Genomic DNA, 20,690 nt, shown 5'->3' on the forward strand with positions numbered 1-20,690 from the left:
GAGTCGGCGGTGTGCGTCATCCCGGCATATCGCCTTTTGCGGCATTCGATCTGAGAGGAAGCAACATGGAGATTCTGGAGCGTCGCGCCGCGATCACGGGTGTCGGCATGTCCGCGGTCGGCCGTCGCCTAGGCAAGTCAGCGATCGATCTGACGCTGGACGCAATCCTCGGCGCCCTGGAGCATGCCGGCCTCCGGATCGAGGATATCGACGGACTGTGCACGATGCCGGGCATGAGCGAGACCCCCGGTATGTCGCCGGTACCTCTGCGGGAGATCAAGAACGCGCTCGGCCTTCGGCTCAACTGGTTCGGCTCGATCCAGGAAGGCCCTGGGCAGATGTCGGCGATCATGAACCCGGTGATGTGGGTTGCCGCAGGCCAGGTACGGCATGTCATCTGCTTTCGTACGGCAACGCAATATTCGGCGCGCGAGCAATCGACGGTCGCCTCACCCGAGAGCGCGGCAGCGCGGCGCTGGAACGGCTGGCAGTCCTGGCACTATCCCTTCAATGCCCTCTCGCCCATCCACAATCATGCGATGATCGCCAAGCTTCGGATGGAGCGCTATGGCCTGACACGCGAGCAGCTCGGCTGGTGGGCGGTCAATTGCCGCCGCAACGCGCAGCACAATCCCAATGCCGTCTATCGCGATCCCATGTCGCTCGACGACTATCTGAGCGCCCGGATGATCGCCGACCCCCTGTGTCTCTATGATTGCGACGCGCCGATCGATTCCTCGGTTGCGATCATCGTCTCGTCGTTCGACGCGGCACGCGACCTGCGCCATCCGCCGCTTCGCTTCGAGGCGATCAGCGGTGCGCTCTACGGCAAGGACAGCTGGGACCAGGTCGAGGATCTGACATCAATGGCGGCGCGCGATGCCGGCGCGCATCTGTGGACCCGGACCGACCTCAAACCTGCCGATATCCAGCTTGCCAACCTTTATGATGGTTTTTCCATTCAGCCGCTCATCTGGATGGAATCACTCGGCTTTTGCGGTTGGGGAGAGAGCGGGGCCTTCATCGAAGGAGGCGAGCGCATCGCACGTGACGGTGAATTGCCGGTCAACACCGGCGGTGGCCAGCTTTCGGGCGGCAGATTGCATGGCTTCGGCCTGCTCCACGAAACGTGCATCCAGCTCTGGGGCGAAGGCGGCAGTCGTCAGGTTGACGGGAACCCCGAAATCGGGCTCACGGCCACCGGTGGTGGCGCGCTCGCCGGCTGCCTGATTCTCACGCGGCAATAGTCGCGCTTTACGCCTCGACGGATCGAAGCGCCCCGATCTCGGCGTCGAAGTCAGTGCTGCGGCTCAGCGCCCGCCAGGCGAGGTCGCACTCACGCCGCTCCCGGTCAACGCGCTCGGCGATCTGGACCGCGCTACTGCCCAGGAGCAGGCGCAACGGCGGGTCTTCCGCCTCCACGATCGTCAGGATCGCCGCCGCGGCCTTGACCGGATCGCCCTGCTCCTTGCCGGTCGTCGCGCGCAGATAGCGGGCAAGCCCTCCGACCGTTTCGTCATAGTCGGCGCGGATGTCAGGAACGGTCATCGACGCGCCGGCCCAATCGGTCCGAAAGCCGCCGGGCTCGACGATCGTCACCTTGACCCCCAACGGCTTCACTTCGGCCGCGAGTACCTCGGAAAAACCCTCGACCGCCCATTTCGCGGCCTGATAGGCGCCCAGCCCCGGCGCGCCGGCGCGACCGCCGATCGACGAAATCTGCACGAAATGCCCCGATCGCTGCGCGCGGAACAGCGGCACCGCCGCTCGCGTAACATTGACGGTTCCGAAGAAATTGGTCTCGATCTGGGCGCGGAAATCGTCCTCGGCCAGATCCTCGATCGGTGCGATATTGCCATAGCCGGCATTGTTCACGACGACATCGAGCCGCCCGAAACGACCGGTCGCGAACGTCATTGCGGCCCTCACCGCGGCGATGTTGTTGACGTCGAGGGCGAAGACCGCGCATCGATCGGGTGCCCGTTCGAGCAGATCGCGCAAGGGGGCAACGCTGCGTGCCGTGGCGACCAGCTGGTCGCCTGCATCAAGGATCGCCTCACAGAGCGCCCTGCCAAGCCCGCGCGAGCTGCCGGTGACCAGCCAGGTCCGCATCGTCATACGCGTCCCGTGACGGGAAGGAGTGCGCCGGTGACGGCACGCGCGTCCGCCGACAACAGGAAGGCAATCACGCCCGCCAGCGCGTCGGGCGCAACCCAGCGGTCATGGTCCGCGTCGGGCATGTCGGTACGGTTGGCCGGGGTGTCGATGATCGACGGAAGGACAGCGTTGACGCGCACGCCGCTGTCCTTTTCCTCCTCGGCAAGGCTCTCGGTGAGTCGGGCAATGCCCGATTTGCTCGCCGCATAGGCCCCCATGCCCGCTCCAGCCCTTAAGCTGGCCGCAGCACCGACGTTCACGATCGCACCGCGACAGGCGCGCAGCGACGGCAGGGCGGCATGACAGCAGGTGACCGCCGTCAGCAGGTTTATCCGGAACATGCGGTCCCAGTTTCGGGGGTCACCATCGCCGAGCGCCTCCCAGGTGAATCCGCCGGCGATATTGACCAGGCCCTGCAAGGCGAGACCGGACAAGGCGCGCTGGACGGCGTCGCCATCGGTAAGGTCGATACCGCCGATATAGCGCTCCTCACCGCTCTCCGGCGGCGCCTCGGCCACATCGATCGCCGTCACGGCGTGACCATCGCGTACCAACCGGGCCACCACCGCGCGCCCGAGCGCCCCTGCCGCGCCCGTTACGAGTAACGTCGTCCCCATTGTCGTTCCCCTGTTTCTCAGCGGCCGGTCGGGATCGCGCTGAAGGGCACATCCTTGTCGACCCGAATATCGCCGGGCATGCCGAGCACGCGCTCCGCGATGATATTCTTCAATATCTCGTCCGGCCCGCCCGCGATGCGCGAGCCGGGTGCCGAGAGCAGTTCGTGCTGGGCGATGCCGTCACTCCAACCATCCTGCCCGCTGACGATCCCGAACTGGTTCTGCATCTCGAGCATATAGCGAGCGAGGTCCTGGACCCGGTTGGTCGACACGATCTTGCCGATCGAAGCCTCCGGCCCGGGCGCCTGGCCACGGGACAGGGCGGTCATGGTCCTGAAGCGGGTGAATTTGATCCCTTCGGCCTCGACATGCCAATCCGCCAGCCGTCGGCGGAAATCGGGGTCGTCGGCGACCGTTCCATAGTCAGACGGGATGGACCGCGCGAAGGCGATCAGCTCGGCAAGCTCGGGTCCGCGCACCATGCCCACCGCCAGCCGCTCGTTCATGAGCGTGGTCAGCGCGACTTTCCAACCGCCACCGACGTCCCCGAGGCGCTGGCTGTCCGGCACGACGACATCGGTCAGGAACACCTCGTTGAACTCGGTTCGACCGGACAGCTGGACGATCGGCCGTGCCTCGACTCCGGCCGCGCGCATATCGATCCAGAACATGGTCAGTCCCTTGTGCTTGGGCACTTCGGGATCGGTCCGCGTCAGCAGGAGACCGAAATCGGCGCGATGCGCCATGCTGGTCCAGACTTTCTGGCCGTTGACCACCCATTGGTCACCATCGCGGACCGCGCGCGTGCGAACGCCGGCAAGATCAGACCCGGCGGCGGGCTCGGAGAAGAGCTGGCACCATAATTCCTCGCCCCGCAAAGCCGGGCCGACAAAGCGCTGCCGTGCCGCGTGGTCGCCATAAGCGATCACCGTCGGCACACACATGCCGAGCCCGACGATGAACGGATTGCGCGGCAGATCATAGGCCGCCTCTTCCTGGGAGAAGATGACATGCTCGAGCGGGGTCCCGCCCGGCCCTCCCCATTCCTTGCTCCAGGTGATGCACGCATAGCCGGCAGCCGCCTTGTGCGCTTGCCAGCCCGCTCCGCGCTCGAACGCTTCTTCGCTGTCGGGACCAAAGCCGCCGAGTTCGAACCGCGGCGCGCTTGCTGCAAGCCAGGCGCGCGCGCGGCTGCGATATTGGGCTTCGTCGGGCGTGTCGGTGAAATCCATCCTAAACCTCAATGCTGGTCGATCAGCGTGGTCGCGAGGCGATCCCGCCAATAGCGCGGCGCTCCCGCCACGACGCTCAAATGCGCGGCGCGCCGGTAAAAGAGATGGGCGTCCTCTTCCCAGGTAACGCCGATCCCGCCAAAGACCTGGATCGATTCCTTGGCGGCCTGCCAATAGGCCTCACATCCGGCGATCCGCGCCGCCGCGGCAGCGCCAGCCAGCGCGCCGGACCTGTCGCCCAGCGCCCAGGCGGCATAATAAGCGTTGGACCGCGCAACCTGGTTCTTGATGTAGATGTCGGCAAGCTTGTGCTTGATCGCCTGATTGGCACCGAGCGGCCGACCGAAGGCGCGACGTTCGAGGGCGTAGGCGCAGGTGCGCTCAAGCACATGGTCGGCCCCGCCAATCTGTTCGAACGCCGCGAAAGCAGCCGCACGATCGAGGACCTGCCGGGCAAGCTCGTTCCCGGTGCCGGGCAGGCCCAATATTTCACCCGGCGCCTGATCGAAGGTCAGCGCGGCCGCCGGCCGGGTAGGATCGATGACGGTCAATGGCGCGCGCGCGACGGTGGCGTCATCGAGCTCGAGCAAGACCAGCACAGGCCCGTCGACACCGTCCGCCAGAACGATCGCCACCTGTGCCGCGACGGCATCCGCCACCGGCGTCTTCGTGCCCGACAGGCGGCCGCCGATGAAAGCCGCAGAAAGCCTGGATGGCACGGCAGGTCCGGGACCTTCCGCTATGGCGACCGTCGCGACGATCCCGCCGGCAGCCACCTTGGCCAGGTAGCGCTCCTTCTGTTCATCACTGCCGGCCAGCAACAGCGCCTCGGCGAAAAGGATGGTCGAGGCAAAGGGTACCGGCGCCAAAGCGCGCCCCAGTTCCTCGAATATCGCACAGAGGTCGACATGCCCGAGGCCAAGCCCGCCATGCGCTTCGGGGATCGCTGCCCCAAGCCAGCCCTGTGCGACCACCTCCTGCCACAGGGAAAAGGAAGCCGTGTTCGCGGGATCGAGCGTCTGCCGGACGATCGGCAAGGAACAGCGATCCTCGAGGAAACGCCGCACCTCGCCCTTCAGATAGACCTGATCAGCGGTATAGTCGAAATTCATTGCTTGCCCGACACCAGCCCATGGAATTGAATGACTCTCGATTTCACGCAAACCGCCATGACGCAAGCGCCCACTGCCCCTCGACAAACCGGCGGCTCGGCCGGAGAAATATACCAACACATTGCTTTAAAGGTATTTTTTATGATAGCGTCGACAAAGTCAGGAGCCACGCCGGGCAATATCGCGGCTTTCATATGAGCTACGACCCGTGCCGTCCGCCTAGCCACGCGGTGATGAAAGGGGCTCGATCATGAATCGTCTTGCTAACAAGGTAGCGCTCGTCACCGGCGCGTCACGGGGAATAGGTCGTGCGATCGCCGAACGCCTCGCCGCCGATGGCGCAATTGTCGCCGTGAACTTCACCACAAATGCGGAAAAGGCGGCCGAGGTCGTTGACGGGATCCAGCGCAAGAGAGGCACCGCCTTCGTCGCCGGGGCGGATATCGCGCAGCGCGATCAGGTAGAGGCGATGTTCGTCCATATCGACAGCGAACTCGCGCGTCTGGGATTGCCCCCTGCTCTCGACATCCTCGTCAACAATGCCGGTGTCACCGGCGCGATCCCGCTGACCGGCGCCAAGCTGGACGAGATCGACCGGATCATGAAGGTCAATCTCTACGGCACCCTGCAGGTCACCCAACGGGCCACGGAGCGCCTTCGCGAAGGCGGTCGGATCATCACCATTTCCTCAGGCGCTGTCGCCCATCCTTCGCCGCGCAACGGTCTCTATGCCATGAGCAAGGCAGCGCTCCATGCCATGACCCTGGCGCTCGCCTGCGAGCTCGGCCCTCGCTCGATCACGGCCAATGCGATCATCCCGGGTTGGACCGCAACTGACATCACCGCATCGGCGCTGCACGATACGGCGACCAGGGATCGTGTCATTGCCAGCACCGCGCTCGGCCGGATCGGTCAGCCTGGCGATATCGCGGCGGCGACCGCGTTTCTGGCGTCCGAGGACGCTCAATGGGTCACCGGACAGTTCATCGAGGCAACCGGGGGGTACAAGCTGCTGCCGCCTGTCTGAGCTCTCTATAGGAGCGGTTCGCGAGCGGCGCCTTGCCTGGCATGGAGTCGTTTCGCCAACCCCCAATAGCGTTCGACACCACCACGCGGGACGGCCGAGCGAATCCGGACCAGATAATGCTCGATGCCCGGGAAGGCGTCGCCAAGCGGTCGCGCGAGCAGCTCGTCCGGCGGCACGACATCCTCGATCATGACGGCAGCCATGCCCTGGGTCGCGGCGAAATGCGCGACGGCGCGGCCATCCGTCTCGGGCGCCTCAACAACCTCGGCGCCGCTCCCCTCGAGCGCCGACTTGAGGAGCGGGTGGACCTGGGGAAGCGCATGGGCCGGCGCGATCACGATCCGTTGACCGCCAAGCTCCGCGGATGCGATCTGGCCGTCTTTCTTACCGAGAGGGCCTGTACGGGGCGCCAGCAGATAGGGTTGCGAGGCCTGGATCCTGATCGTCTCGAGCCCTGGCGCGTCAACGGCACCCGTGACGCAGACAAGGTCGAACACCCCTCCTCGCAGTCGTTCAACGAGCGATTCGGTCGAACCATTTTCGACATCCACCGAGAAACGGGCATGGCTGGCGGCAAACGCATCGTTCAGCTCGGCGAACGCCGGAACCGCAAGGGCAGGCATATCGGCGCCCAGATGCACCACGGTTCCTGAACTCGCATCGAGTTGCCGGGAAGCGTTACGAAAATGATCGGCGGAGTCGGCGACCTGACAGGCGATCGGAAAGAGTTGCTCGCCCTCCGGGGTCAAGACGATCCGATTCTTGATCCGGTGAAAGAGCTGAACGCCGATCTCGGATTCAAGCTTGCGGATTTGTGCTGAAATCCAGGGTTGCGCGACGTTAAGGCGCGCTGCCGCCGCCGTGAAAGAGCGATCGCGTCCCACCGCAGCAAACAGCACCACCCAGCGAAGATTCATCTCATCCGTCCTCTCCTGGCGCCGGACGGTCGCCGTCCGGCAACTGCCTTCGCCTCGTTTCTCTCAACGTGCTGTCAACACGCCGTAGCGATGTGAGCCAGCCGCCTCCCGCATATGACACGGAAGCACCATAACGGAATAGGCTTCGGTTCTGGAAACCGATCGGCGGCTGCCGGCCTGAGCCGACAGGAGACAATGCTGCTCAGCCTTTTCCCGCCTCGCTCGCCTGCGGCATCAGCGCCTGCCACAAAGCGGTGGGCTCGGCTCGATTCCGCGCGCTGAGCTCCTCGAAATACCAATCCTGCCCAAGCAGCTGCTTGACGCGCGGGATCGCCTCGCCATCGGGACCACTATAATAATGGACCTTCCGGGTATCGCCGTCGGTCACCATGCGGAACATCACGTCAGCGGTAATGGCGGGATCGGAACGGACCAGGTTCAGTGCCTTGAACCTGTCCCACGACGCAGTGTAGTCGTCCGGCACATCCTCGGCGCGATCGAGCTTGCTGAAGATTTGAGTCTGCATGCTTCCCGGGTGCAACGCCTTCACGATCACGCCGAACTCAAGGAGTTCTGCGTGCAAGCCTTCGGTAAGCGAGGCGACGGCCGCCTTGGAAGCCTGGTACACCGAGGTATAGGGATATCCGCCATCCGCGCTGATCGAGCTGACATTGACGATGATGCCCGAGCGCTGCTTGCGAAAGATAGGAATGAACGCCTTGTTCAGCGCTATGAGCCCGAACAGGTTCGTCTGAAACTGACGGTGTATCTGGTCCATAGTGCTCGCTTCGAGCGGGCCCGACTGGAAGTAGCCGGCATTGTTGATCAGCGCGTCAACACGGCCGAACTGGCGTAGCGCAAGATCCCCGAAGGCGAGATCAGCCTCCTCGTCGTTCACATCCAATAGCAGCGTCCGGATATTGTCGGCCCCGTGATGGACGCCGAGATCCTGTTCCTTGCGGACGGTGGCGACGACGTTCCATCCAGCCGCGGCGAAGCGCTGGACGCTGAGATGCCCGAAACCGCTCGCGGTACCGGTGATGACGATGGCAGGAGCAGTCATGTCATTCTCCTCTCTTGCATGGAAGAAGATCCCACAACGCCGGCGGCGGGCTCATCTTTCCGCCCTGCCGTGCCGGCCGCCTTCGGAACGCTTCAAAGCATCACGGCTTTGAGTTCGACATAGGAGTTCAGGCCCGACGAACCATATTCGCGTCCGATACCGCTTTGCTTGTAGCCGCCGAACGGCGCGCTGAAATCGCGCCCGCGACCATTGACCGACACCCCACCCGTCTTGAGCCGGCGGGCGACTTCCAGTCCCTGCTCGCGGTCGGCTGCCCAGACCGCGCCGTTGAGGCCATAGTCACTGTCGTTGGAGATCCGGATCGCTTCCTCGAGACCGTCATAAGGGATGATCGAGACAACCGGCCCGAAGATTTCCTCCTGGGCGATACGGGCCTTCGGATCGACATTCGCGAACACCGTCGGTTTGACGAAGGCCCCGAAATCGATCCCATCCGGGCGGCCCGTCCCGCCGATGACCAGCCGGGCGCCCTCGTCGATCCCCGCCTGGATGAAGGACTCGACCCGCTGCCGCTGGCGCTCGGCGACGAGCGGGCCAATGAACGTGTCCGGAAGGACCGGGTTGCCGATGGGCATCCCGCTGACGAGCGCGGCCAGGCCTTCCGCGACCCTGTCTTGGACGCCGCGCGGGACAACGACCCTGGTCAGGCCGACACAGGCCTGGCCGTTGTTGAAGAAGGACCCGAATTTCAGATTGGCGATAACGGCATCGAGATTGGCGCCCTCCAACACCACGGCGGCCGATTTCCCACCCAGTTCGAGGCTGAACCGCTTGAGGCGCTCGCCGGCCAGCGCCGCGATTCGGCGACCCGCGGCGGTCGAGCCAGTGAAAGCGATCTTGTCCACGCCAGGATGCGTGACCAGATATTCACTCTGCTCCCGCTCGGCGACGATGATGCTGAGCACCCCCGTGGGCAGTCCCGCCTCGACGAAGAGGTCGGCGAGCAACTGGCCGTCGAGCGCCGTTTCCGGGGCCAGCTTGAGGATGACGGAACAGCCGGCAAGAAGCGCCGGGAAGAGCTTGGTAAGCGCCGACTGGTGCGGGGCATTCCACGGGATGATGGCAGCGACGACGCCGACCGGTTCACGACGCCAAACCGTATCGGCGCCCTCTGATCCGAAGCGCGCGGGGCCGCGCGTTTCCCATCCAAACTCCTCCGCCGCCGACAGATAGGCCTGATTCTGGGGGACGATATAGGCCTGGACGGCGCGCGTTGCCCAAATGGGAATGCCATTCTCGGCGGTGACCAACTGGGCGAACTCCTCGGCCCGTGCCGCATGCAGTTCCGCGAACTTGCGCAGAACGGCGATACGCTCAGACGGCGGGGAGTCGGCCCATTCACCGCGATCGAGGGCCGAACGAGCCGCGGCAACCGCGGCGTCGATATCCGCTTCGCCCGCGAGCGGAGTCGAGCCGGCAAATGCTCCATCATAGGGCGACCGGACATCGATGCGCCCGCTGGACAAGGGAGTCCGCCATTCTCCGCCGATGAATATTGACTGGAAGGTGATCATCGCCTCGTCCTCTCTGCCCAGGCCTCCGTCGCATCCTTGACCGACAGCGGCACGTTGATACAAAAATAAACCAACTAGTTGGTTTTATAGCTATGGGCTATTCGCCTTGATGTCAACGGGCGCGTTCCGGTATCGGCGGACGCGAATTGGGTGCACAGCCATTCGTGAGAACAGATGGGTAAGTCGGACATTACAAAGCAGCGCCTGCTGGAAGCGGCGACAGTCGAATTTGCGACGCACGGCATCGCCGGCGCGCGAGTCGACAGGATCGCCACGACGGCCGGATGCAACAAGCAGGCGATCTATGCCTATTTCGGGAGCAAGGACGGCCTGTTCGACGCCGTCTATGAGCAAATGGTGATCGACACGGTCGAAAGCGTGCCGATCGATCCGCTTGATCTTCCGGGATACGCAGCGAGCCTGTTCGATCATTATCGCGATCATCCCGAGGTTCAGAAACTAAGCGCATGGCACCAGTTCGAACGACTTCAGTTTGGCCCGGATACGAGGATCGCAGCCTCCGCTACCAAGCAGAAAATCGACAGGATTAAGGAGGCGCAATCCGTCGGCGCCATCACCGACCTCCTGCCTGCGGAATATCTGCTCGGGCTGATCCTGCGGATGGCGACAATCGGCGTCTACGGCTCGCTCGAGAGCAAGGCCTCGTCCACGACCAGCCGGAAAATGCGGCAGGCGCTGATCGACGGCGTCCGCAGGCTGGTCACGCCGTAGCATGCGGCCCTTCCCGACCTCCGCCACAGGCGGCGATCAGCCGCCGTCGCGACCGGCCCGACCGACACGCTAGGGCTCGACGAGCTTTCTGACACCGTCGACGAGTGCGGCCCGCATGGCGCGCGTCGGCTTTTCGGCACGCCCGGTTTCGGGTGAACTATAGACGCCCACGGTCGCCATGCGTTGTATCAATGCGAGCAAATGCTCCGGCGCGATGGCGCCGGCTATCGCGCCCTCGTCCTGCGCGGCCCTGAGCTTCGCGACCTTGTCACGCGCGGCCCGCGCGATCGCCGGCGGATCGATCTCGCTATTGCGCTCGAACTGGAACCAGGCCGTCAGGCGCTGGACTTCGGGATGCACGCGATACCGGTCGAACAGGCAACCCGCATAACCGGGCAGGTCGCGTGCATCCATCGGCACGCTCTCCACCGTTTCCACGACCATCCGATGATAGACCGCATCGAACAGTCCCACCTTGCTCTCGAAATAGGCGTAGATCGCCTGTTTGTTGCATCCGGCATTCACCGCGATGCGCTCGACCCGGGCGCCGGCGATCCCGTGATCGGCAAACTCGGCCGTTGCGGCCTCCAGCAGCCGGCGCCGTGTTTCGTCCGCTTTGCCCATATCAGTCCGGATCCCCCTTAAACGCGCCTCATTCCTATGGAGCAGGTCAATTGACAGCAAGGACTCCACCTCACAAAATAAACCAACCATTTTATTTTTTCTGGCGCGAATACCGCCTGAAGATGCGTTTTCCGTTCTCTGAAACCCATTCGCGAAGGAGCATATTGCATGGCCGATCTAAGCTTTGATCCCGCCCAGGCCGCGTTGGTCGTGATCGATCTCCAGCACGGCGTGGCCACCCTGCCGACCACGCCGCACAGCGGCCCCGACGTCGTTTCCCGCACGGCCCAGCTTGCCGACGCGCTGCGTATCAAGGGGGGTACGATCGTCTGGGTGAACGTGATGGCGCCGGCGGGCCCGCTCGCGCTCACGCCCGAACTGGACAATCCCCCGAAATTTCCGGCCGCCTTCCCGGCGCAGTGGAGCGAACTCGTTCCCGAACTCGGCGTTCAGGCGGAGGACGTCCGCGTCTTCAAGAGGAACTGGGGGGCCTTCTATGGCACCGACCTTGACCTCCACCTGCGCCGGCGCGGCATCCGGACAATCATCCTGACGGGCATCGCCACGAACATGGGCGTCGAATCGACCGCGCGCGACGCGTTCGAACGCGGCTACGATCAGATCTTCGTCGAGGACGCGATGTCGGGCCTGGGCGAGAACGCGCACGCCACCGCGCTCGGCTCGACCTTCCAGCGCATGGGACGCGTGCGGTCAACGGCCGACGTCCTGGCTTCCCTCGGCGCGTAACGCGCCCGGGGAATGGAACAGCGACACCATGCAATAACCACAACTGAAGGAAAGGAACGACCGTGAAGGGACGCTTTGAGGGAAAGGTGGCGATCGTCACCGGGTCGGCCAGCGGCATCGGCGAGGCGACCGCCCGGCGGCTGGCGTCGGAAGGCGCCAAGGTCATGCTGGTCGACATCGCACCTGGTGTGGCGGGCGTGGCGGAATCGATCGTGGCCGATGGCGGCGTGGCACAGGCGCTGGTCGCCGATGTCGGCATTCCGGCGGAACACGAGCGGATCGTCGCCGAGACCAAGAAAGCGTTCGGCGCTCTTCACCTCGCCGCCAACAATGCCGGCGTCTCGGGGCGGCTCCTGCCGCTGCACGAACTCGACATCGACGAATGGCTCCAGGTCATGAACATCAATATCAATGCGGTGTTCTACGGCATGAAATACCAGATCCCGGCGATGCTCGAGGCCGGTGGCGGGGCGATCGTCAACACCGGCTCGATCTACGGCTCGACCGGCCAGCTCCGTCGCGATGCCTATACCGCGGGCAAGCATGCGGTGATCGGCCTGACGCGATCCGCCGCACAGGAATATGCGGAGAAGAATATCCGCATCAATGCCGTATCGCCCGGCGTGGTCGAAACTGGTATGACGGCAGCTGCGCCCGCTGACCGGATCGCCGAATATGCCAAGGGCAACTGCCTCAAGCGGGTCGCCAAGGCATCGGAACTCGCCAACATGATCTGCTTTGCATTGTCCGATGAGGCGTCGTTCGTCATCGGCGCCGATCTGATGGTCGATGGCGGCTTCACGCTCAAATAGGATTCTTCACCAGACCGCGTGCCAGCAAGAACCGCATGATCCGCGCTTCGAAAACGGTGCTCCAACGCACTCGGTTTCGGTGGGGCTCTGCCTGGGCTCGGGGAGAGGACGACCATGACCAGGATTCAATATGACCCGCAAGCGCGTGACGTCATGGACGATCCCTTCCCGACCTATGCGACAATGAGGGAGACCTGCCCGGTCCAGCACGTTTCGGTGAATGGCCAACCCTTCTACGTCCTGTTCCGACATGAGGACGTCCGGCGCGCGCAGATCCAGGTCAACCGGTTCCACTCTGGCACCGGCCCCTCCCCCTCCTTCCGGCAACGCGGGGTCCTGTTCGATGACGGGCCGACCCACCGGGCGATGCGCAACGTCATCCTTCACCGCCTGTCGGAGGCGGCGGTCGCCCGGTATGCCGAAAGGATCACCGCAATCGGCAATCGCCTGATCGACGACATGATGGCGCACGGCAACCGCGCCGAACTTCATGACGCCTATGCCGTTCCTCTACCGGTCAATTCGATCGCCTTGTTCCTCGGGCTGACCGACGAGCGATACGAAGCCCTGAAGGACCTGTCGGACCGATTGATTGATGCCAGTTGGGGAATCCGCGCGGCGGATTATAGCGAGTATTTCGCTGAGGCCTGCCGGATCTTCGACATCTATCTCGATCGCTACGCGGCGCGCCTTGCCGCCGAGGGAATCAGCGAACCGGGCGCGCAGCATGTCGGGACGGTGCTCCCCGACGATTTCATCGCCGACGTCACGTGCAGCCAAGTCCAGGGCCGCTATCTCGAGCGTCCGGAACAGCATGCCCTGCTCATCGCACTCCTGCTTGGCGGCAACGAGACCACAACCTTCGCCATCACCAACACGCTCTGGCGCCTGCTGGAACGGCCGGACCGCTGGGAGAGGCTGAAGGCCGAGCCCGAACGGCTGATCGATCCAACGGTCGAAGAAGCGCTTCGGTACGATCCTCCCAATCTCGGCCTGTGGCGGACCACCGCCTGCCCCATCGAAATGCACGGCGTCGACATACCCGAAAACACCAAGGTACAAATGTCCTACGCCTCGGCCAATCGCGATGGCGGCATGTTCACCAACCCCGCCGAGTTCGACATGGAGCGCCCCAAGGAAGAGCTGCGGCGCCATATGAGCTTCGGCGTCGGGACACATACCTGTGTCGGGCAAAACCTCGCACGCCTCGAGGTTCGCACGACGCTTCGGCTGTTCGTCGAGCGGCTGCCCGCGCTGAGGCTCGACGGCCCCGTCGAGCGGGTCGCCAACTATGCCTTTTGGGGCCGCAGGAATCTGCCCGTTGCCTGGTAGCCCCCCCTGCCGCGGTGGTCGTACGCGATCACGCGACAACCAACCGCCGTCCATCGGCACGGGCAGCGAATCCACCGAACAGCTCGGTCCCCGGGGAACGGTCTCGCGCCGCCGGCGCGTCGCATTGATCGCTGCTATGGCGTCCTGCCTCGTCTGGCCGACCGGACTGCCAGCGGCGGTCGATCCGGTGCCGCCCGCAGTGACCAGCTTCTCGCTGGGGCGCTTCCGGATAGACGTGCTGAGCGATTCCAGGAGCATCATCGCAAACGACGGCAAGACCTTTGCCGTCGGCATCGCTCCCTCGACCGTCGCGGATGTCCTGCGCCGGGCCGGGATGGCCGCGGACGATATCCCCCTGGACATAGATGCCCTGCTCGTCCGGATCGGGCATCGCAAGATCCTGATCGATAGCGGCTTTGGCCCTCGTTCTGGCGGTGTGATCCTGCAAAGCCTGGCCAAGGCCGGCGTACGCCCGGACGAGATCGACGATGTGCTCGTCACGCATGGCCATGGCGATCATGTCGGCGGTCTGCTCGGCCAGGATGGCCGGTCGAGCTACCCGAACGCAACCATCCATATAGCATCGGCGGAATGGCGCTGGATGCAGACCCAGCCCAATCGGGTCGAGCTTGTCCGGGCGATAGCCAGCCAGGTGCATATCTTCCTTCCGGGACAGGAAGTCTCGCCGGGCATCCAACCGGTTTCTCTTCCCGGGCACACCACCGGCCATGTCGGTTATGAACTGCGTTCGGGAGATGCCCGGCTGCTGGACATCGGCGATCTCGCGCACAACGCGGTCATCGAACTGGCTCATACCGACTGGCCATTCGCTTATGACGAGGATGCGCCGGCCGCGAGTCGCAGCAGGCAAGCTTTGTTTACGCAACTAGCGGCCAGCCATGAACTGGTCTTCTCGCCCCATTTTCCCTATCCCGGGGTCGGTCGGGTCGGCCGGACCAAGGCGGGGTTTGCCTGGCTCCCGGCGACGTTGGACAGGTCTTCACCCAACCGTCCTTAGGCACCACGCGACATCGCCGACACAAGGGGACATTTCGACCGCCTCCCCCTTCGGCCAGATGGAGGCCTGTCCATCTGGACATGGCCCGCCAACACTCTCCAGCGACACGATCGGCCTGACCGGTCCACAGCGATACCCGGTCGCGATCGACCGCGACACGCCGGTTCGAGACACGTCGCGGCATAACGGTGATTACCTCCATAAAGCGCGCATCGCGATCATTGCCCCCCGATGGGCGCGCCTTAGCCTCGCCCTATCCAGACGACGGTTTCAGCCATCCACGCAGCAGATCGTGGGGCGTTACCGAAGGGGGAGGATGACCATGACAGCAATTTCGAGCTTGCCCGCGCAGGCCGGGGATGAAGGTGCCCGTCGTCGCGGTGTCGGCACCGTTCGAAGCGACCCTGACCCATGCGCCCACGGCCTCGATCAACCAGAAAACGGCACGGGCCGTCGCCATGGCATCACACCTGGCCGCCCCTCAACAGTCCATTGAATCACATGGCCGCAACACAGAATGCGGCCACCAAGTCAACTACATCTACAGAAATATCGGGAGCTATTTCAACTATAGTGAAGCGTACCCGGAATATCGAAAATAAAAATATTTCGATAAAAATAAAAGGGAGAGGAAATAAAATGAAATTCTTGGGATCGACGAGAAAGACTGCTCCAGTAGTCATTGCTGGCGCCGTGGGAATTCTCGCGCCGATGACGGCAGGGGCGCAGACCGTGGACAGCGCGCCCCAGACCACTGCTCAACTCTCGCCCTCAGCCATCGAGGACATCATCGTGACCGCGCGCAAACGCGAAGAGCCGTTGCAGAAGGTTCCCATCTCCATTTCGGCCTATAGCGGCGGCGACCTCGATAAAATGGGCATCAGAAACCTGCAGAGTCTGTACGAGCAGACCCCGTCGCTGAAGGTTTCCGTCGATAGCGCCAACCCCAATTATTTCAACGTCACCTTGCGGGGACAACGCCCGGCCGGCGACGTCGTCACGGTGGCGAATGACTCGCCCACATCCGTCTATGTCGACAACACGCTCTACGCCCGGAACAACGGCCTCAACGGGACCCTGTTCGACATCGAATCGCTGCAGATTTATCGCGGGCCGCAGGGCACCCTTTTTGGCCGCAATACGACTGGCGGGGCCATCGTGTACGCCCATGTTCAACCCCAGCCCGACTTCGGCGGCTATGCCAGGCTGGACCTCGGAAACTATAATCGCCGCAATGTCGAGGGCGCCATCAATGTTCCCCTGACCGACGATCTGGCGATGCGCGTGAGCGGCTCGCTGGCTCGGCGCGACGGCTGGGAAAAGAACTATTTCCCGGGCGGGATCTCGTTCGGGAACGAGCATCAGGATGCTCTTCTGGCGTCGATAAAGTGGCAGCCGGACGCAACCACCTCAATCCTGCTCCGCGGGTCGTATTCCTATGAGAATTCCGACGCGGTCCAGCCCCACGTCTACAAATATAACGGGCTCGTCTCGACAGCGCAGGTCTTTACACAAACCCCCCTGCCCCAGGGGGTAAGCCCGGTCGCCTGCGCCACGGCGTGTGCCTATACGGATCCCTTCAAAGGGAATGTCGTGTGGCCGGTGGGCACTTGGGCAAACCTCACCAATGCCCAGATCCCCGATTGGTGGTCGACCGCGTCCGAGGGAACGGCCAACGGCCAAGTAAAAACCTATGTCGCGTCGGTCGACATCCAGAAGAAGCTCGGCAAGTTCGACGTAAATTTATTCTACGCGTTCAAGCGCACGACCTCCTCGTCGACCTCCAATGGCGCGGGTGGCGGGCTGATATTCCTGGCCAACCCCAATCAGAATATCGGCCCCGTGAACAACGATGCGCATCAGGCCGAACTGACGCTCAACAGCAAATGGTTCGATGACCGCCTGTTGTTGACCACCGGCGCGTTCTTTTTCCACGAAGCGGATGGCGGCCTCGGCAACGGCGGCATTACCACCAGATATACGGCAGCCGGCGTGCCCATCAATGTGATCCTCGCGGACCTGACCGGCACGACGGGCAAGAATCTCAGCTACGCCGCTTATGGGCAAGCCACGTACAGCATCTTCGATCGCCTCCGGTTTACCGCGGGCGTGCGCTACAGTGTCGACGTCCGCGACGGCCACCAGCAAGCCTTCACCACGACCCGCGCCTTTTCTCCGAACTTCACTGACGGGGCGGTCATCTCGAGGGTCTGCAACCTGCAAGGCATCATTCCCAGCACGGGGCTGTTCGGCCGCCTGCCCAATGACGCCTGCGCGAGGGAACTCCATCAGAAATTCGAGAAGCCGACATACACCTTCTCGCTCGACTTCGATCTGACGCCTCAGACCATGCTCTACCTTACCACGCGCTCGGGGTATCGCTCCGGAGTCATCAACCTTCGTGCGCTGATCCCGCAGCTTCTTCAGACGCTGCCGGAAACGGTGACCGACTACGAAGCCGGCGTTAAATCGACCTTCAAGATCGCCGGTGCGCCAGGCAGGTTGAACCTGTCCGCTTATTATACCGATCTGCGAAACAAGCAGGTTTCCCAAGCATACACCTTCTACGGAGCACCCGGCCTGTGTCAGCCGCCATTCCCCAACGTCACGCCTTCGAATCCGAATGGCGACATAACCCAGTGCCCGGCGGGCACGACCATCGGCAATGCCGGCATTCTCGTGAACGCGAAGAAGGCCAAGATCATGGGCGTGGAGTTTGAAGGGACCCTGAATCCGTTCCCCTCGCTGCTTCTGAGCGCTTCGGGCAGCTACACCTATTCAGACCTGACGGACTTCAAGTTCGATATCCCGGCGGGATATGCGCAGGTTATCAACGGCGTCACGGTAATCGGCCCCGCGGCCGGCATTGATCTCAGCGGCACGTCGACCGGGGGCATCTCTCCATGGCAGGTCTCGGCAAACGCGACATACAAGCTGCCGATCCGCGCAATCGGCAATCTCAAGCTAGGATCGGTTTCCTATAATATCGGGTGGAGCTGGAGATCCGATCAGAATGTAAACTCGACCTTTTACAATCACGACCTGATCTATCGAGGCTACAGTCTCTTCAACATGCGCCTCGATATCCGCGACGTCGGCAATACCGGAATCGATGTCGGGCTGTACGCGAGCAACGTATTCGATAAGAAATACTGCTCGCCCACCGATCTCGGCGCACAATTTCAGAATGCCGGGCTCAGGACACTGACATTCGGCAACACCTATGACGGCAATCCCGCTGATCAGGTCGGGGTGTACTCGTGTCGCCCGGGGCCGCCGCGAATGTTCGGCATGCAGCTGAGCCGCAAGTTCTGAACCCGAGACCCACCCTCAACCTGACGTTCAAATGGAGTAGACCGATGGACTGGAAAGACGCAGTTTCGACAAGGGATGTGGGGCGCCGCACGGTATTGGCGGCCGGTATCGTCGGCGCGGCATTGCTGGCGTTGCCCGACGCCAAAGCGATGGCCGCAAAAGCAGCCATGCCCACCTATGTTTATGTAAGCTCCAACGCGAGCTTCTTCTCCGGCGGGGCCCCCAATCCCGACGCGATCGGGCTGTATGTCTACCAGTTCGATCCGAAGACCGGTGGTCTGACGCCGGTGCAGCAGGTGCGCGGTCCAAGCCCATCCTGGATGGAACTCGATCCATCGAGACGATTCCTGTACGTCTGCTATTCGCTGAGGGGCAAAGTGAAGCTCAGGGAAGGGCTGGTCGAAGCCTATGCGATCGACCCCCGGACCGGCATGCTGACCCTTTTGAACCGGATATCCCTCGACAGCGGGCCCGCCCAGTTGGCGGTCTCCCCGGATAGTCGCCATCTCGTCGTGGCGAACTATTATTATGGCGATTATGTCGTGCTGCCGATTGGGAAGGATGGGCAGCTCAGCCCGATCAGTGGTACGCTGACGAATACCGGCAAGGGCCCGCAGCAACGCCAGGATGCCCCGCATCCCCACGCCGTGGTCTTTCATCCAAATGGCCGCTTCATCGGTGCGGCCGATCTCGGCATCGACAAAGTACAGACCCTCCGTCTCGTGGGCGATGGGCTGGAGTTGGTCGGCGAGGCGTCCGTCGTGCCCGGCATGGGGCCGCGGCACCTCGCCTTCTCTCGAGACGGCAAGACTCTCTACGCAATCGGCGAACTCGATGGAAAGATCACTGCCTTTCCCTATGACCCGGTGACCGGCAAGATCGGCGACACCTTTCAGACGGTTTCGACCGAGCCTCCCGGCTATGCCGGGGCTCATAGCGGAGCGGAGATCGCGGTGCACCCGTCGGGCAAGTTCCTCTACGGATCCAACCGTGCCTCGCAGACGATCGCCGGCTTCCAGATCGACGGCTCGACCGGCAAACTTTCGCCTATCGGCTATGCCACGGAGGGCGTCGACATCCCGACCAGCTTCACGATCGACCCGACGGGCAAATGGCTCTACGTGCCCAGCAACAGGGGAAACAACATCGTGCAGTTCAGCATCGATCCCCAAACGGGCACGCTGAAAGCAACCGGCCAGAAGACCTCGCTGGCTGCCCCGAACGTGATGTTGTTCCGCACGCCGGATTGATCGCAACGGGCCTCGACGAGGAACCGCCGGGAACAGCGCTTTCGAGCGGCTTCCCGGCGGTCCTGCGCGGTTGCCGGTCAACGGCTCGGGCGAGTTCCTTCACGCCGCAAGCCAATGAAATGGACGGTTGGGAATGGCCGTTTCGACCAGGTGGTTTCCGGCGCCTGGTTCAAGATACCAGATACTCGACCCAAGAATTTCGACCGCCCTCGGGAAAATGGTCGAACAGACCGGCCCCGCGTCTGATGATCGCGTGCTGAAACCGACATGGAGGAACCAGGGATGCGCACAGAAAACGAGAATCAGGAGGCAAAGCGTCACCGTTACACCCGTGTGGCCATCATTCTTCATTGGTCGATAGCTGGGCTTATTCTCTATAATCTGGCATCGGGTTTGTTGCGACCTCTCGTCCCGCGAGAATTTTTCTTTCTTCACATCTCGTCGGGCATCACCATCCTGTTGCTGAGCGTCGCGCGGGTCGGTTGGCGCCTGACGCATCGGCCACCGCCGCTCCTGCCGATCGCGACATGGGAGCGCCATTTGGCCCATGCGGTCCATTTCCTGCTCTACGCCGCTATCCTGATCCTGCCGCTGTCGGGCTGGGCCATGGTCTCGGCGAAACCACCTGCCGGCTCCCCCGGAGCCGACCTGGTTGCGGCAAAGGCCGCGACGTCGGGACAACGTCCGCGCGGCCCGACCATGATCTGGGGCGTGATACGATTGCCGTTGATTGCGCCCATCAGCGAGTTGGGCCGAGAGGCCTCCCAGGTCGATGCGCAACACGCATTGCGCGATCGCATCACAACCTTTCACCTGAGCGCGTCTTGGATATTGCTCGCCCTGCTGGTGCTGCACGTTTGCGGCGCCTTGAAGCATCAATTTATTGATCGGAAACGTGAATTTGGGCGAATAGGCTTGGGGCGAGGCTAGTATTGGACATTGAACTATCGCTCGTTTCCCGTTGGCGCGATAGCGAGAGGCGCCCATTACCTATTATTCAGCGGCCGGATCGCTGCTTCGAAAAACTGTCCACACTCAATCTAGCGCTGATAACGCCGAAGTGACTGACTTCGGGACAAAACCCTCATCCAGGCACGCCCCGCTGAACGACGGCCATCGCCATCTCCGTTGGAGTGGACGCCCCCTGACGGCATCGATGTGCCAGAGTGGAGGTGTTGAAGCACCACTGCAGGAGGCGTC

Annotated in this window: 19 protein-coding genes; 11 read left to right on the plus strand and 8 right to left on the minus strand. The window is 63.0% G+C overall.

Annotated features, from left to right (window positions below; genetic code table 11):
- Positions 1-65: 65 nt before the first annotated feature.
- A complete protein-coding gene (locus P0Y59_11345; protein ID WEK02242.1) occupies positions 66-1,247 on the plus strand; it encodes a thiolase family protein in 1,182 nt (393 codons plus the stop codon).
- A 7-nt stretch (positions 1,248-1,254) separates the two neighbouring features.
- Here the strand turns inward: P0Y59_11345 and P0Y59_11350 are convergent, their stop codons facing one another.
- Genes P0Y59_11350 through P0Y59_11365 form a run of 4 tightly spaced genes read right to left on the minus strand, consistent with a single transcriptional unit; the run spans position 1,255 to position 5,118 of the window.
- Complete coding sequence (locus P0Y59_11350; protein WEK02243.1) at positions 1,255-2,118, minus strand: oxidoreductase; 864 nt, start codon at positions 2,116-2,118, stop codon at positions 1,255-1,257.
- Positions 2,115-2,774, minus strand: a complete 660-nt coding sequence (locus P0Y59_11355) for an SDR family NAD(P)-dependent oxidoreductase (protein WEK02244.1) — start codon at positions 2,772-2,774, stop codon at positions 2,115-2,117. Before P0Y59_11355 ends, P0Y59_11350 begins: the two co-directional genes overlap by 4 nt.
- A 17-nt stretch (positions 2,775-2,791) precedes the next feature.
- Positions 2,792-4,006: an acyl-CoA dehydrogenase family protein gene (locus P0Y59_11360; GenBank protein ID WEK02245.1), complete on the minus strand. Its 1,215-nt coding sequence runs from the start codon at positions 4,004-4,006 to the stop codon at positions 2,792-2,794.
- A gap of 8 nt (positions 4,007-4,014) precedes the next feature.
- Positions 4,015-5,118, minus strand: a complete 1,104-nt coding sequence (locus tag P0Y59_11365) for an acyl-CoA/acyl-ACP dehydrogenase (protein ID WEK02246.1) — start codon at positions 5,116-5,118, stop codon at positions 4,015-4,017.
- Positions 5,119-5,368: 250 nt separating this feature from the next.
- Here P0Y59_11365 and P0Y59_11370 point away from each other — a divergent pair, with 250 nt between their 5' ends.
- The gene (locus tag P0Y59_11370) at positions 5,369-6,145 is read left to right on the plus strand and encodes an SDR family oxidoreductase (protein WEK02247.1); all 777 of its coding nucleotides are present in this window, start codon (positions 5,369-5,371) and stop codon (positions 6,143-6,145) included.
- Between the two features lie 5 nt (positions 6,146-6,150).
- Here P0Y59_11370 and P0Y59_11375 read toward each other — a convergent pair whose 3' ends face one another.
- From P0Y59_11375 to P0Y59_11385, 3 genes are all read right to left on the minus strand, one after another.
- Positions 6,151-7,062 carry a LysR family transcriptional regulator gene (locus P0Y59_11375; protein WEK02248.1) on the minus strand — a complete coding sequence of 304 codons (912 nt, stop codon included), beginning with the start codon at positions 7,060-7,062 and terminating at the stop codon, positions 6,151-6,153.
- A gap of 202 nt (positions 7,063-7,264) precedes the next feature.
- Positions 7,265-8,125, minus strand: coding sequence for an SDR family oxidoreductase (locus P0Y59_11380; GenBank protein ID WEK02249.1), 861 nt, complete (start codon positions 8,123-8,125; stop codon positions 7,265-7,267).
- 92 nt (positions 8,126-8,217) lie between these two features.
- A complete protein-coding gene (locus P0Y59_11385; GenBank protein ID WEK02250.1) occupies positions 8,218-9,612 on the minus strand; it encodes an aldehyde dehydrogenase in 1,395 nt (464 codons plus the stop codon).
- A gap of 222 nt (positions 9,613-9,834) precedes the next feature.
- Here P0Y59_11385 and P0Y59_11390 point away from each other — a divergent pair, with 222 nt between their 5' ends.
- A complete protein-coding gene (locus P0Y59_11390) occupies positions 9,835-10,392 on the plus strand; it encodes a TetR family transcriptional regulator (GenBank protein WEK02251.1) in 558 nt (185 codons plus the stop codon).
- A gap of 69 nt (positions 10,393-10,461) precedes the next feature.
- Here P0Y59_11390 and P0Y59_11395 read toward each other — a convergent pair whose 3' ends face one another.
- Positions 10,462-11,016 carry a TetR family transcriptional regulator gene (locus P0Y59_11395; protein WEK02252.1) on the minus strand — a complete coding sequence of 185 codons (555 nt, stop codon included), beginning with the start codon at positions 11,014-11,016 and terminating at the stop codon, positions 10,462-10,464.
- A 168-nt stretch (positions 11,017-11,184) separates the two neighbouring features.
- Between P0Y59_11395 and P0Y59_11400 the strand changes: the two genes are divergently transcribed.
- The 8 genes from P0Y59_11400 (at position 11,185) to P0Y59_11435 (ending at position 20,420) form a co-directional block, all read left to right on the plus strand.
- Positions 11,185-11,763 carry an isochorismatase family protein gene (locus tag P0Y59_11400; protein ID WEK02253.1) on the plus strand — a complete coding sequence of 193 codons (579 nt, stop codon included), beginning with the start codon at positions 11,185-11,187 and terminating at the stop codon, positions 11,761-11,763.
- Between the two features lie 62 nt (positions 11,764-11,825).
- A complete protein-coding gene (locus P0Y59_11405) occupies positions 11,826-12,575 on the plus strand; it encodes an SDR family oxidoreductase (protein ID WEK02254.1) in 750 nt (249 codons plus the stop codon).
- Between the two features lie 114 nt (positions 12,576-12,689).
- Positions 12,690-13,907: a cytochrome P450 gene (locus tag P0Y59_11410; protein ID WEK02255.1), complete on the plus strand. Its 1,218-nt coding sequence runs from the start codon at positions 12,690-12,692 to the stop codon at positions 13,905-13,907.
- A 124-nt stretch (positions 13,908-14,031) separates the two neighbouring features.
- Positions 14,032-14,925: an MBL fold metallo-hydrolase gene (locus P0Y59_11415; protein ID WEK02256.1), complete on the plus strand. Its 894-nt coding sequence runs from the start codon at positions 14,032-14,034 to the stop codon at positions 14,923-14,925.
- Between the two features lie 359 nt (positions 14,926-15,284).
- On the plus strand, positions 15,285-15,527 hold the full coding sequence (locus P0Y59_11420) for a hypothetical protein (GenBank protein WEK02257.1): 243 nt from the start codon (positions 15,285-15,287) through the stop codon (positions 15,525-15,527).
- Positions 15,499-18,240, plus strand: a complete 2,742-nt coding sequence (locus P0Y59_11425; protein ID WEK02258.1) for a TonB-dependent receptor — start codon at positions 15,499-15,501, stop codon at positions 18,238-18,240. The genes P0Y59_11420 and P0Y59_11425 overlap by 29 nt, the downstream gene beginning before the upstream one ends.
- Positions 18,186-19,490 carry a lactonase family protein gene (locus tag P0Y59_11430; GenBank protein WEK02259.1) on the plus strand — a complete coding sequence of 435 codons (1,305 nt, stop codon included), beginning with the start codon at positions 18,186-18,188 and terminating at the stop codon, positions 19,488-19,490. The genes P0Y59_11425 and P0Y59_11430 overlap by 55 nt, the downstream gene beginning before the upstream one ends.
- A gap of 282 nt (positions 19,491-19,772) precedes the next feature.
- Positions 19,773-20,420, plus strand: coding sequence for a cytochrome b (locus tag P0Y59_11435; GenBank protein WEK02260.1), 648 nt, complete (start codon positions 19,773-19,775; stop codon positions 20,418-20,420).
- Positions 20,421-20,690: the final 270 nt, after the last annotated feature.

The sequence above is a fragment of the Candidatus Sphingomonas phytovorans genome, from assembly GCA_029202385.1.
Classification (GTDB): domain Bacteria; phylum Pseudomonadota; class Alphaproteobacteria; order Sphingomonadales; family Sphingomonadaceae; genus Sphingomonas; species Sphingomonas phytovorans.